Here is a 12592-nt window from a genome sequence, read left to right as displayed (position 1 = left end):
CTCTGCCCGTGGTGACGACCAGCTTCACGGCCTCGTCTTTGTACTCAGGGGTGAAGTCCCGACGTGATCTTGCCATAGTGAACATTCTCTCTTGTGAGGTGTCCACACAACGGGGTCAAGGCCAGTGCGGGTCATCGTCACCGAACACGATCGCCCCACCACCATCCACGCTCCGGCTGCCGACGCGAGTGCCGCAACCGGGTGTGCCGCAACCGGGCGTGCCGCAACCGAGCGTGGTGCGAGCAATGAGGCCGGTCAGGCCACCGAGACAACCGAGAACGCCGCGCTCGTCACCGCAATGGGCAGCGATATGGGCAGCGAGACGGGTAACGAGCGGGCACCGGGCGGGACGTCGAGTGGTGAGTCTGGTGGACGGGGCACCGGAAACGCCCGGGCGGCCCGCATCACAAAGACGTTCGGATATTTCGAAGGCAACCCGGCGACGGTTTCGGGGGAGACGATTTGCCGCCAACTGTGCGATGCGGGCTACCTCGGTATTCTGTTCAGTCAGGCCGGGCAGCCCCTGAATGTTGGACGTGAGCGACGACTCTTCAACCGTGAGCAACGCAGGGCTTTGGCGGTGCGCGACGGCGGATGCCGCTGGCCCGACTGTGAGCAACCGCCGTCGTGGACCGAGGCGCACCACATCGAAAACTGGCTTGATCTGGGACTTTCCAATATTGATCAAGCCATACTATTCTGTGCGCACCACCACCTGTTACTCCACAATCGGCACTGGACGGTGCTTGTGCTCAACGACCAATATTGGCTGCAACCGCCGGTCGAGATCGACCTCGAGCAAACGCTGATTGCCCTGCCGAGCAAGAACCCCCTCATGGACGTGCCCATGAAGCTCGACGGCGCCAAGGACGACGACCCGAGTGGCTGACATCGCAGGCTGCGGCGATGGAGAACGGTGGACTCGGTCGCGGCCCTAGGAGGCCGGCTCGAGTGTCAGCGTGTTGGTTGCGGTGACGTTGATGGCGGCCGGCGTGAACAGCCACGGCCGTGTCTCATGGTCGCGCCAGAGCGGCGCCTGGTCGGTGTAGTTGGGGTGGAAAGCGTGCCCGGATGCCCCGGTGAGGTTGATCCAGGTGGAGTCGTCGAAATTCTCCAGGCTGACCACCTGTCGCATCGACGGTACCCAGTCCACCTGGTAGCCCTGGGTGGCATCCCAGCCGACCGCGTTGACGACGGCTGAACCTCCGGCGAGTTCGTACGGCCCGCGGTTGAAGAGCCATTCCAACGGGGCAATTCCGGACTTGCCGAAGCTCTGGTTGGTGAGCTCAAGGGTATGGATGCTGCCCCACTGCCATTCGGTCGGGTTCGATCCCATGAGGTCGACAGCCTCCACCGAGGCATCCGTCATCACTCGCCGCAGCGTGCTCTCCTGCCCGACGGTTCCGTAGGCGGCGTTGGACCACCACGGGGAGTTCGGCTCAGCGAGCAGGCTCGTGACCACGGAGAAGGCACGATCACCGCCGGTGAGCGCAGCGCCGGCGTCGATCTTGCCGGTAAACATGTCGTGCAAAAGAGTGCTCCAGATCACGTTGAAGTACGCGGCGGCGGCGCTGTCGGCGTCCATCTGGTAGTCCCAGCCGTCGAGCAGCGTCTGCGCTTCGGCGGCGTCGCCGGTGAGTCGCACCTGCTGCAGGGCAGGCACCAGGGCCGCTGCGATGGCGCTGTAGTTGTCACCCTGAATCTCGCTCATCAGCTCTGCGGTCAGCGGGGTTTTCGTGGCAATGAGGGTTTGCAGCCGAGCCGTGATTTGGTTCGCCCGATAGCCCAGGTCCCAATCGGCGGTCAATAGGTACGGGTAGCTCTGATCGACAGCCGCGTTATTGGCCGTGACGATGTATCCGCTCGGCGGATTGAACGTGCTGGGCAGGGCGTCAAAGGGAATGTACCCGGTCCAGCCATATTGGCTGGTCCAGCCCGGCACCGGAAGGGTGCCGTTGCCGCTGGCCCGAATGGGGATAAGCCCGGGCGCCTGGTAGCCGATGTTTCCGTCGACGTCGGCATAGGTCAGGTTTTGCGCCGGCACCTCGAACAGGGCGGCCGCGGCGCGAAAACTGGCCCAGTCGGTTGCCTGGTTCAGGGCGAAAATGGCGGACGCCGTGCGCCCCGGCGTGAGCGCCGTCCATTGTAATGACAGCTCATAGGTCGTCTGGTCAGCACCCGCCGCGGCGATCGGGGCTGGAGGTAACCCTGCCGCCTCTGGAAAGTCACTTGCGATCTGCGGGTAGGTGGTGCCCTCGAACCCGCTCAGCAGCGGCCCGTGTCCGGTCGAGCGAATCTCGATCTTGACGTCGTCACCGCCGGCGACGGAGATCTTTTCGTCGCGCAGCAGCAGGGGCTGGAGAACGCCGTCGAATTCGTAGCTATCGCCGGTGACCTTCTCGACATAGAGATCAGCGACGTCGGGGCCAAGGTTGGTGAAACCCCAGGCGATGCGCTCGTTGTGGCCGATGATCACGCCGGGCATTCCCGAAAAACTGTATCCGGCCACGTCGAACGGGCAATCGACGGTGATCGACTGGCAGCGCAACCCCACCTGGTACCAAACCGAGGGCAGTGCAGGGCCGAGGTGCGGATCGTTGGCGAGCAGGGGCTTGCCGGTGTCGGTGAGGGTACCGGCAACGACCCAGGAATTGGAACCGATCTCCCCGCCGGCCGGCCCGAGCAATTCCGGCACCGATCCGAGGTGCGCGCGCAACTCGGTGAGGGCCCCCGCGTACGAATCGATGGAACCGGCGCCGGGTGCATCGGGCGAAGTGCTCGAGGTGACGCTACCGTCGGCGGCGGGGACATCCGTTGAATCAACGTTCGGCGCAGCGGCCGGTGCCCCGGGCGACGGCACGATGACGGTTTGACTGCCGGTGATGGTGGGGTGCTGGTCGGCCGGAAAGCTCGGGTGCAGTTGACTCACCTCGGTGGGCGTGAGCGTCGACGACAACAGCGCGCGGTCGATCTCGTCGTCGAGGTTGGAACGGAGGTCCCAGGCCATGGCTTTTAGCCACGCGACGGAGTCGGCCGGGGTCCAGGGTTCCACTTCATAACCGGGGTTCTGCAGGCCCAAGACGGCATACTCGAGTGAGAGGTCGGCGCCCTGATGGGTGTCGAGATAGGCGTTTACGCCATCGGCGTAGGCCTGGTAATAGCCGAGTGTCACCGGGTCGAGCAGGGCAACTTCCTGCTCGGCGACGGCTCTCCAGCCAAGCGTGCGCACGAATGTGTCGGTGCCGACCTGGCTTTCTCCGAACAGTTCCGACAAGCGCCCGCTCGTCACGTGCCGGCGAAAGTCCATCTCCCAGAACCGGTCCTGCGCATGCACGTAGCCCTCGGCGAGAAAGAGGTCGGCAGCGGTCTTCGCTGTGATCTGGGGAATTCCGGCGTCGTCGCGTGTGACCGTGACCGTGTCGGTGAGCCCCGCGATGTCGATGGTTCCGGCCAGCGTCGGAAACGACCGCGTGACCGTCCAGACACCGAGACCCGCAGTGACTACAACCAGGCTGACCACGATAGTGAGCGCGATCAATAATCGCCGAACGCGACGGTGCCCTTTGCTGCGCGGTGCGTCGGTGCCCACATCACTCCCTCGTGACTTGTGCGATCCCCACCCGAGCGGATGCCGCTACCCGGATGCTAGCGGAACCCACCGACATCCGCTCGGCGGCAGCAGACTAGGCGTGCAGTGCGGCGTTCAGCGTGATGCCGCTGCCACTGCGGGCGAGCACCTCGACGGCACCCGAGATGGAGTTGCGACGAAATAGCAGGTTCGGCATTCCGGAGAGCTCGACCGCTTTCACCGAGGGTCGAACGCCATCCGCTGTGATCGGTTCGCCCACCAGGACGACCTTGGTGCCGGCCGTGACGTAAAGCCCGGCTTCCACAACGCTGTCGTCGCCGATCGCGATACCAACGCCGGAGTTGGCGCCGAGCAGGGCGCGGGCGCCGATCGAGATACGCTGCGTTCCACCGCCGGACAGGGTGCCCATAATGGATGCTCCGCCACCGATATCGGCGCCGTCACCGACCACGACACCCTGCGAGATACGGCCCTCGACCATGGAGGAGCCGAGGGTTCCGGCATTGAAATTCACGAAGCCCTCGTGCATCACCGTGGTACCCGGGGCGAGGTGGGCGCCGAGCCGCACGCGGGAAGCATCCGCTATTCTCACGCCGACCGGAACGACGTAGTCGAGCAGCGGTGGAAATTTGTCGACGCCGCTGGCCTGGATGCCGGCGCGCTGCAGGGTCGGGCGTAGCCGGGCAAAGTCGGCCGGCAGCATCGGGCCGGCATTGGTCCAGACCACGGTGGGCAGGTGCGCGAAGATGCCGTCGAGGTTGATGCTGTTGGGCAGAACGAGAAGGTGGGAGAGCAGGTGCAGCCGCAGGTAGGCATCCGAGGTGCTCGTCGGCGCCGCATCGAGGGTGATTTCCACGGTGATGGCCTCAAGGCGCACCGCGCGTCGGGCGTCGTCGCCGGCGGCTTCGCACAGTTCCGCCGGAACGATCCAGCGGTCGCGACCGGTCGGAAGGGAGCCCAGCACGGGGGACGGAAACCAGGTGTCGAGTACGGTGCCATCGACGGCGACGGTGGCGAGACCGTACCCCCAGGCCTGGGTCGGTGCGGCTGGGGCGTTTTCGGTAACAACGGAGGGCATACCTCTAGATTAGTAGAGTGACTTCTAGACTTCCGGCCCCCGCCGCTCCAGCCAGCGCCTCCGCACGGCCGGCACAGCTCACCGTGCTCGACCTGACGGCGACGTCGATCGACCTGACCCGGCAAATCTGCGACATGGAGTCGGTGTCGGGCAACGAGTCCGCCCTTGCTGACGCGATCGTGGCCGCGCTCGAAGGTTTCGATCACCTCGAGATAATTCGGGATGGCGACACCGTCGTCGCCCGCACCAACCTTGGCCGCGCCCAGCGCGTCGTCATCGCCGGCCACATCGACACGGTTCCGCTCAACGACAACCTGCCCACCCGGTACGAGACCATCGAGGGCACCGAATATCTCTGGGGCCGCGGCACCGTCGATATGAAGGCCGGCGTGGCCGTGCAGCTCAAGCTCGCCGCCGAACTGAGCGACCCCGGGGTCGACGTGACGTGGATGTGGTACGACCACGAAGAGGTCTCCGACGACCTCAACGGCCTCGGCCGCCTCGCGCGCAACCGTCCCGACCTCTTCGCCGGTGACTTCGCCATCCTCGGCGAACCGACCCGGAGCCGGGTCGAGGGCGGCTGCAACGGCAACCTGCGCGTGGAGATTCGCACCTTCGGGCTGCGCTCGCACTCAGCGCGCAGCTGGGTTGGCGATAACGCCATCCACGCAGCCGCCCCGATTCTCAACATTCTGGCCGGGTACGAGGCGCGCGAGGTCGAGGTCGAGGGCCTCGTCTATCGCGAAGGCCTCAACGCTGTCGGCATCACCGGCGGCGTCGCCGGCAATATCATCCCCGACGAGTGCATGGTGCACGTCAACTACCGCTTCGCCCCGAGCCGGAGCGGCGACGAGGCCGTCGCCCATCTACGCGAGCTCTTCGCCGGCTACGACCTCACCGTTGTCGACCGGGCCGAGGGCGCCCGCCCCGGCCTCGATGCCGCGCTCGCCCGCGAATTCCTCGCCGCTGTCGGTGGCGTGGCCACGCCAAAATATGGCTGGACCGACGTCGCTCGCTTTTCGGCCCTGGGAGTTCCGGCCGTCAACTACGGGCCGGGTGACCCGCTCAAGGCGCACGCCGACGACGAACGCGTCGCCGTGGCCGAGATCACGGCCTGCGAGAAGGGCCTGCGCGACTGGCTGAGCGCATCCGTTCGGTAGCGCAGCGACAGCGCAATGACTGAGCGGATGTTCCGCCTCCGCACCCAGGCTGCCCGCCGCCACCCCGTTCGTCGCCAGCCCGCCCACCGGTTGCCGGCCGTCTGGCACGCCCGCTATCGGCTGACCCCGTGGTGGGGCAAAGTGCTCGTGGTCTGGGCGCTATCGCGACTGGTCACAACGATGCTCATTCTGGTGCTGGCGAGCGTGCAGGGCCCGAACGCCTGGACCGGTGCGAGCCCGAAATACACCGATTTTGCGACCATGTGGGACGGGCGCTGGTACAACATCGTCGCGGTGCTCGGTTATCCGAGCGTGTTGCCGATCACCGACACCGGCCAGATCGGCGAAAATGCCTGGGCGTTCATGCCCGGCTATCCGGTCGTGGCCAGGCTCCTCATAGAGCTGACCAACTTTGCATGGGCGCCCGTGGCTGTGTTCGTGTCGGTTGTCTTCAGCCTCGGTACCGCCCTGCTGTTCTACCGACTGATGACGCGCGTGCAGCCGCCGAACACGGCCCTGTTTTCGGTCGTGCTGTTCTGCGCCGCCCCGCTATCGCCGATTCTGCAGTTTGCCTATGCCGAATCGATGTATCTGTTTTTTCTGACCCTCGCCCTCTACCTGCTGTTGGAGCGCCGCTACTGGCTGCTCTACCCCGTCATCGCGGTCATGGCCCTGACCCGGCCAAGCGGGCTCGCATTCGCCCTCGCCCTTGGCCTGCACGTGATCTACCGTTTCGTCACGCGATTTCGCGACCCGTTTCCCGGGCGAGAGCGGATGCTGGCGGCGTCTGTCGCCCTGTTCAGCGCGCTGATGGGGCTGGCCTGGCCGATCGCGGCCTGGGCGGCCACCGGAGACTCGATGGCGTACACCGACACGGAGCTGGCCTGGCGGGCCCCGTACATCGGTTACGTGGAGCTCGTGCCGTTCACCGCGTGGTTCCAGGGGGGAACCTGGTGGCTCGGCAGCCCGTGGGGGATCGTCGTGGTCACCGCCCTCATTCTGGCCTTCGCCCTGCTCCTGTTCATGCCGGCCGTACGCCGGCTCGGTGTGGATCTGCGGTTGTGGCTGGCTAGCTATGGCCTGTACCTGCTCGCGGTTTTCTTTCCGCAATCGAGCACGTTTCGGCTTCTCATGCCGATGTTTCCTGTGCTCGGCGCGGCCGCATTGCCGCGCAGCCGGGTCTACCGGGTGGCGATCGTACTGCTTTTCGTGGCCGGCCAATGGGGCTGGCTGCTGATCTGTTGGGGCGTCGACGGGTATGACTGGACACCGCCCTGAAGACTCGGCATGAACGACTGAATCTGACACTGAGTCCGACCCGAATTTACGTCTCGGGCCGAGATAGTCGATAATGGGTATACAAAGACGAATGGAAGGGGAGTTCATGGCGGCCATGAAGCCACGGACCGGAGACGGGCCAATGGAGGCTGTAAAAGAGGGGCGCCTGATCATCGTGCGTGTACCGCTCGAAGGTGGCGGTCGGCTCGTTGTCTCAGTCAACGACGCTGAGGCCAGGGAACTTCACGATGCACTCGCCGGGGTTGTCGCTGCAGCGAAGTAGCCTCGTGTTCCTGTAGCTAACAGCAGAACGGCCGCGCAGTCACTGTGCGGCCGTTCTGCTGTGTGCAGGCGCGTCAGGCGCGCAGCTTGGTGATCTGCAGCAGGCCGTCGCCGACGGGGGAGAGCGCACTGATGACCGCGCTCGACGCGGCAATTTCGGTCAGCAGCGTGCGGAAGCCCGTCGCGACATCGTCGCGCTGGGCCGGGTCGGCGACCCGGCCTCGCCAGAGGGCGTGCGCGACGAGCACGGTGCCGCCCGGACGGGCCAGGCGCAGTCCGTGTTCGACGTATTCGATGACCGACTGCGGGTCGGCATCAATGAATACAATGTCGTAAGAATTCTCGTTCATGCGAGGCAGGACCTCGCTGGCCTTGCCCGTGATCAGGCGCACCCGGTTGGCTGGAACCTTTGCCTCGGTGAAGTTCGCCTTGGCGTGTTGCAGGTGATCGACCTCGGTGTCGATCGACGTGAGGGTGGCGCCAGGCGCCCCGGTCAACAGCCAGATGCCCGAAACTCCGGCCCCTGTGCCAACCTCGAGGATACTGCGTGCCCCGGTAGCTGCGGCCAGAACGGCCGATTGCGCACCGACCGCGGGCGTTATCGCGTCGATTCCCAGCTCGAGGGATTGCTGGCGCGCTCGAATAATGGCTTCGGACTCCACGACACAGTCGTCAGAGAATTTCCAGTTCAGTTCAATGTCAGACACAAATAACTCCAGTAGATGATTAGGTCAAGACTAGGGCCGTGGTGCGTGTGGTCTGGGGATGCCTCGCCGGGCGCTACTCTAAGGACATGTTTGGGCTGACGTTCGAGAAGATTCTTCTTATCGGGATCATCGCTGTCTTCTTGCTTGGCCCCGATAAGCTACCGCACTATGCCGCCCAGCTGGGTCGTCTCGTGCGGCAGCTCCGCGACATGGCCAACGGTGCCAAAGATCGTATGCGCGATGAAATGGGCCCGGAGTTCGACGATCTGGACTGGAAAAAACTGGACCCGCGCCAGTATGACCCGCGCCGCATCATCCGGGAAGCCCTCGCCGACGAAGACCCGTTCAAGGATCAATCCGCGACGATTTCACGCGCCGAGCCCAATCCGGAGGGCGCCTACCTAAAACGTAAGCGTGCCAGGGATGCTGCTTTGACCGCGCTCGAGCCGGCCCCGTTCGATTCCGAATCCACGTAACTGCCAGGCGTTCGCGCACAGCGAAGAGCAGAAGGAGACGTTGATGTCTGAGGTCAAGAAGCTCAAACGCGTCAAGAAGAACGTCTACGAGGCCGAGCTCGCCCGGCTGCAGGCCGAATTGGTCACGATGCAGCAATGGGTAAAGTCGTCCGGTGCCCGGGTCGTGGTGATCTTCGAGGGCCGCGACGCCGCCGGCAAGGGGTCGGCGATCAAGCGCATCACCCAGTACCTCAATCCACGTGTTGCGCGCGTGGTAGCCCTGCCGATGCCCACCGAACGCCAGCGCGGCCAATGGTATTTTCAGCGCTATATCGAGCACCTGCCCTCGATCGGTGAGATCGTTCTGATGGACCGCTCCTGGTACAACCGAGCCGGCGTTGAACGTGTCATGGGCTACTGCACGAGTGATGAATACCGTCGGTTTCTGCACCAGGCCCCCCTGTTCGAACGGATGCTGGTCGAAGACGGAATCCTGCTGGTCAAATATTGGTTTTCAGTGTCTGACCTGGAACAGGAACGGCGTTTTCGTTCACGCCTGAAAGATCCGATGCGTCGGTGGAAGCTGTCCGAGACCGATGTGCTGTCGATCACCAAGTGGGTGGACTATTCCAAAGCGAAAGACGAGATGTTCGTGCACACCGACATTGCCGAAGCGCCCTGGTGGGTGGTGGAAAGTGAAGACAAGCGGGCCAGCCGGCTGAACGCGATCAGCCATCTGCTCTCGCTCGTGCCCTACGAGAAAACAGACCCGCCCAAGGTGCACATTCCAAAGCGCCCACCGGACTCCGACTATGAGCGGCCGCCGCGCGAGATGAACCACCAGGTTCCCGACCACGCGGCGACCCTAATCAAGCCCGAGGACTAGGCGTCAGCGGGGCGTGAGTCCGAGGCTGAGACCGGCCAGGCCCCTGGCACGCGTCTTCATACTGTGGGCGAGCTCCAGAATGGCGCGGGCCGAGGGGTCATCCGGCGCGCCGAGTACGATCGGCAGGCCGATATCCCCGCCGCTCCGCAGCGCCACGCTCAGCGGAATCTGCGCGAGCACCGGCACCGGTGCCGTCTGGCCGACGGAGAGACGCCTGGCCACTTCGGCGCCGCCGCCCGAGCCGAACAGTTCGAGCAGGCTGCCGTCGGCCTGCACCATCGCCGACATGTTCTCGATCACGCCATAGACGCTCTGCCCGGTCTGCCGGGCCACGATTCCGCTGCGCTCGGCCACATCGGCCGCCGCAGCCTGCGGGGTAGTCACGACGATGACCTCGGCGTGTGGCAAAAGCTGCCCCACCGTGATGGCGACGTCCCCGGTACCGGGCGGCAGGTCGAGCAGCAGTACGTCGAGATCACCGAAATACACGTCGGTCAGAAACTGTTTGATCGTGCGGTGCAGCATCGGGCCGCGCCACGCGACCGCTGCCGACGCATCGTCGATGAACATGCCGATCGAGATGACCTTCACGTTGTGCGCGATCGGCGGCAGGATCATGTCGCCCACCTGGGTCGGTTTGACCGCGAGCCCGTTGTGCACGAGGCCGAGCAGGCCGGGAATGCTGAAACCGTGCACGTCGGCGTCGACGATCCCCACGCGCAGTCCCTCTCCGGCCAAAGCGACGGCCAGGTTGGCGGTGACGGTGGACTTGCCGACGCCGCCCTTGCCGCTCGTGACCGCGTAGACCCGGGTGAGTGACTCCGGGCCGAACTGCACGCTGCGTTGCACCTGCCCGCCGCGCAGTTTTTCGGTGAGCGCGGTGCGCTGCTCGCGCGTCATGACGGCGACCTCAACGCTCGCACGGCCCACCCCCGACACCGATTCGGCGGCGGCGAGAACATCGCTCTCGATGCGTGCAGCGGCCGGACAACCGGCAATGGTCAGGCGGATGCCGACGCTCACCCACCCGGTGTCGCTCACCGTCACCCCCGAGACCATGTCGAGCTCGGTGATGGGCTTGCGAATCTCCGGGTCGGTCACCCCGGCCAGGGCGGCGAAAACACGGGCGCGGATGACATCGGAAGCAGAATTCATGTGGTGGGGCGGCTTTCCGTAGTGCTGTTTGGGGCAGTAGATTCATCAACCGGATTGCGCTCGCCCACGCGACTACGCTCGTCACTGCGCTCATCCAGGTGTTCAAGCAGTCCGCGCAGTTCCGCGCGGATGAAATCCTTTGAGGCCATGTCCTTGATCGCGATGCGCAGAGCCACGACCTCCCTGGCCAGGTATTCCGTATCGGCGAGGGTGCGTTCTGCGCGCTGCCGGTCCTGCTCGAACTGCACCCGGTCGCGGTCGTCCTGCCGGTTCTGGGCGAGCAAAATCATCGGAGCCGCATAGGACGCCTGCATCGATAAGACGAGGGTCAGTGCGATGAACCCGAGCGCGACGGAGTCGAAGCGCCACTCCACCGGTGCCAGGGTGTTCCAAGTGATCCAGGAAACGGCGAACAGGGTGAGGCCGAGCAGAAACCACGGGGTTCCCATACCGCGCGCGATCGCCTCGGTGAACCGGCCGAACCGGTCTCGGCTGTGGCCGATACGCCCGAGACCCACAAGGTTGCTTGAGCGCAGTCCCTTCGGCGCATCGAGGCGCAGGTCGACGCGGTTATTGCGGGCCACGAGTTGTCCTTTGCGCTCCGGGCAGCGGGATACTGCCGGTTCTCAGCTCGCTGCGGGCCGCCGCACGGCGCCGCACGTCATCGTTGCCATCGTGGCTGCGCCAGTCGTCGGGGAGTAGATAATCGAGCACGTCATCAATCGTGACTACCCCGACCAGTCGGTAATTCTCGTCGACGACGGGCACCGAGACGAGGTCGTAGCTTGCCAGGATGCGGCTGACTTCGGCGGCCGACGTGTCGGCGGTTACCGGGTCCAGCCCGGCGTCGAGCAGCGTGCCGAGGCGTTCGTGGGGCGGGTAGCGCAGCATCCGCTGAAAATGCACCATGCCCAGAAAGCGGCCGGTCGGCGCTTCGTAGGGCGGGAGGGTGACGCAGATCGCCGCGCCGAGCGCCGGTGCCAGGTCGTGGCGACGGATGCGGGCGAGCCCCTCGGCGACGGTGGCGTCGGCCGAGACGATGATCGGCTCGGTCGTCATGAGCCCGCCAGCGGTGTCGGGAGCGTAGGAGAGCAGAAAACGCACGTCCTCGGCCTCTTCGGGCTCCATCAGGTCGAGCAGCTGCTCACCGCGCTCCTCGGGCAGCTGGGCGATGAGGTCTGCCGCGTCGTCTGGCTGCATCTGGTCGAGAACATCGGCGGCACGGGCGTCGCCAAGGCTGGTCAAAATGCCGACCTGATCGGTTTCGGGCATCTCCTCGAGTACATCGGCGAGGCGATCGTCGGGCAGTTCACCGGCCACCTCGAACATGCGCTCACGGGGCAGGTCGAGCAGGGTGTTGGCGAGGTCGGCCGGTTTCAGGTCGGAATAGGTAGCGATGAGGTGCTCGGCGGACTGCGCCTGGCCCTTGGTCTCTTTCTCGTGCACGTCGGCCCAGGTCGTGAAAGTCGTGACACCCTTGACGAAGGGGGAGGCGCTGGTCTTGGGCCGACGTACGAACAGCTGGCTGATCGCCCAGTCGGCCTCTGTACCTTCCTTGATTGCAACGTCCTCGATCGTGGCCTCACCAGAGCCGTCGTTGAAGACCACTTTGCGGCCGAGCAATTCGGCGATGACCCGCACTTCACCGCCGCGCTGCTCGTAGCGGCGCACGTTGATCAGGCCGGTCGTGATGATCTGGCCGCTGCCGATGCTGGTGACCCGATTGATCGATACAAACACGCGCCGTTTGCCTGGAATCTCCACGATCAGGCCGACGACACTGGGCGGGTCGTTTTTTCGATACACCACAAGAACATCGCGCACCTTGCCCACGCGGTCGCCCGCAGGGTCGAAAACGATGCACCCGGCCAGTCGGGCGACAAAAACTCTGGTGGCACTCACATAACAAATCTAGGCCACCGGCGCGATAATACGGCCACTGCGCGGTGCCCCGGTGCGAATGTCACAGTTTGGCTGTCACTGTTTGAATGTCACAGTGCGA

General features: G+C 64.9%; 12 protein-coding genes. 6 read left to right on the top strand and 6 right to left on the bottom strand.

The features are described 5' to 3' along the window. The first annotated feature begins 124 nt into the window (after positions 1-124). The gene (locus E3T51_RS11365; protein WP_134529927.1) at positions 125-889 is read left to right on the top strand and encodes an HNH endonuclease signature motif containing protein; all 765 of its coding nucleotides are present in this window, start codon (positions 125-127) and stop codon (positions 887-889) included. Between the two features lie 45 nt (positions 890-934). Here the strand turns inward: E3T51_RS11365 and E3T51_RS11360 are convergent, their stop codons facing one another. Then, positions 935-3589 carry a penicillin acylase family protein gene (locus E3T51_RS11360; RefSeq protein WP_134529926.1) on the bottom strand — a complete coding sequence of 885 codons (2655 nt, stop codon included), beginning with the start codon at positions 3587-3589 and terminating at the stop codon, positions 935-937. Between the two features lie 94 nt (positions 3590-3683). Beyond that, entirely contained in the window at positions 3684-4667 is a 984-nt protein-coding gene (gene dapD, locus E3T51_RS11355) for a 2,3,4,5-tetrahydropyridine-2,6-dicarboxylate N-succinyltransferase (RefSeq protein WP_134529925.1), read from the bottom strand. Between the two features lie 83 nt (positions 4668-4750). Here dapD and dapE point away from each other — a divergent pair, with 83 nt between their 5' ends. From dapE to E3T51_RS11340, 3 genes are all read left to right on the top strand, one after another. Then, complete coding sequence (gene dapE / locus E3T51_RS11350) at positions 4751-5827, top strand: succinyl-diaminopimelate desuccinylase (RefSeq protein ID WP_134529940.1); 1077 nt, start codon at positions 4751-4753, stop codon at positions 5825-5827. 27 nt (positions 5828-5854) lie between these two features. Next, positions 5855-7105: a hypothetical protein gene (locus tag E3T51_RS11345; RefSeq protein WP_241989283.1), complete on the top strand. Its 1251-nt coding sequence runs from the start codon at positions 5855-5857 to the stop codon at positions 7103-7105. A gap of 106 nt (positions 7106-7211) precedes the next feature. Beyond that, entirely contained in the window at positions 7212-7388 is a 177-nt protein-coding gene (locus E3T51_RS11340; protein WP_104193188.1) for a DUF3117 domain-containing protein, read from the top strand. Positions 7389-7461: 73 nt separating this feature from the next. On the opposite strand, the gene E3T51_RS11335 is transcribed toward E3T51_RS11340, so the two are convergent. Next, positions 7462-8094, bottom strand: coding sequence for an O-methyltransferase (locus E3T51_RS11335; RefSeq protein WP_134529924.1), 633 nt, complete (start codon positions 8092-8094; stop codon positions 7462-7464). Positions 8095-8180: 86 nt separating this feature from the next. Between E3T51_RS11335 and E3T51_RS11330 the strand changes: the two genes are divergently transcribed. Both E3T51_RS11330 and ppk2 read left to right on the top strand, forming a co-directional pair. Further along, the gene (locus E3T51_RS11330; RefSeq protein WP_134529938.1) at positions 8181-8570 is read left to right on the top strand and encodes a sec-independent translocase; all 390 of its coding nucleotides are present in this window, start codon (positions 8181-8183) and stop codon (positions 8568-8570) included. A 43-nt stretch (positions 8571-8613) separates the two neighbouring features. Beyond that, complete coding sequence (gene ppk2 / locus E3T51_RS11325; protein ID WP_134529923.1) at positions 8614-9435, top strand: polyphosphate kinase 2; 822 nt, start codon at positions 8614-8616, stop codon at positions 9433-9435. Between the two features lie 3 nt (positions 9436-9438). On the opposite strand, the gene E3T51_RS11320 is transcribed toward ppk2, so the two are convergent. The 3 genes from E3T51_RS11320 to E3T51_RS11310 are packed head-to-tail and all read right to left on the bottom strand — an operon-like array spanning position 9439 to position 12492. Continuing rightward, complete coding sequence (locus E3T51_RS11320; protein WP_134529922.1) at positions 9439-10590, bottom strand: Mrp/NBP35 family ATP-binding protein; 1152 nt, start codon at positions 10588-10590, stop codon at positions 9439-9441. Further along, the gene (locus E3T51_RS11315; RefSeq protein WP_134529921.1) at positions 10587-11174 is read right to left on the bottom strand and encodes a DUF1003 domain-containing protein; all 588 of its coding nucleotides are present in this window, start codon (positions 11172-11174) and stop codon (positions 10587-10589) included. The genes E3T51_RS11320 and E3T51_RS11315 overlap by 4 nt, the downstream gene beginning before the upstream one ends. Further along, the gene (locus E3T51_RS11310; protein WP_104192972.1) at positions 11161-12492 is read right to left on the bottom strand and encodes a magnesium transporter MgtE N-terminal domain-containing protein; all 1332 of its coding nucleotides are present in this window, start codon (positions 12490-12492) and stop codon (positions 11161-11163) included. Before E3T51_RS11310 ends, E3T51_RS11315 begins: the two co-directional genes overlap by 14 nt. Positions 12493-12592: the final 100 nt, after the last annotated feature.

It is taken from the genome of Cryobacterium serini, from assembly GCF_004404025.1.
In the GTDB taxonomy this organism is placed as follows: domain Bacteria; phylum Actinomycetota; class Actinomycetes; order Actinomycetales; family Microbacteriaceae; genus Cryobacterium; species Cryobacterium serini.
This window is presented reverse-complemented; position numbering and strand designations above follow the sequence as displayed.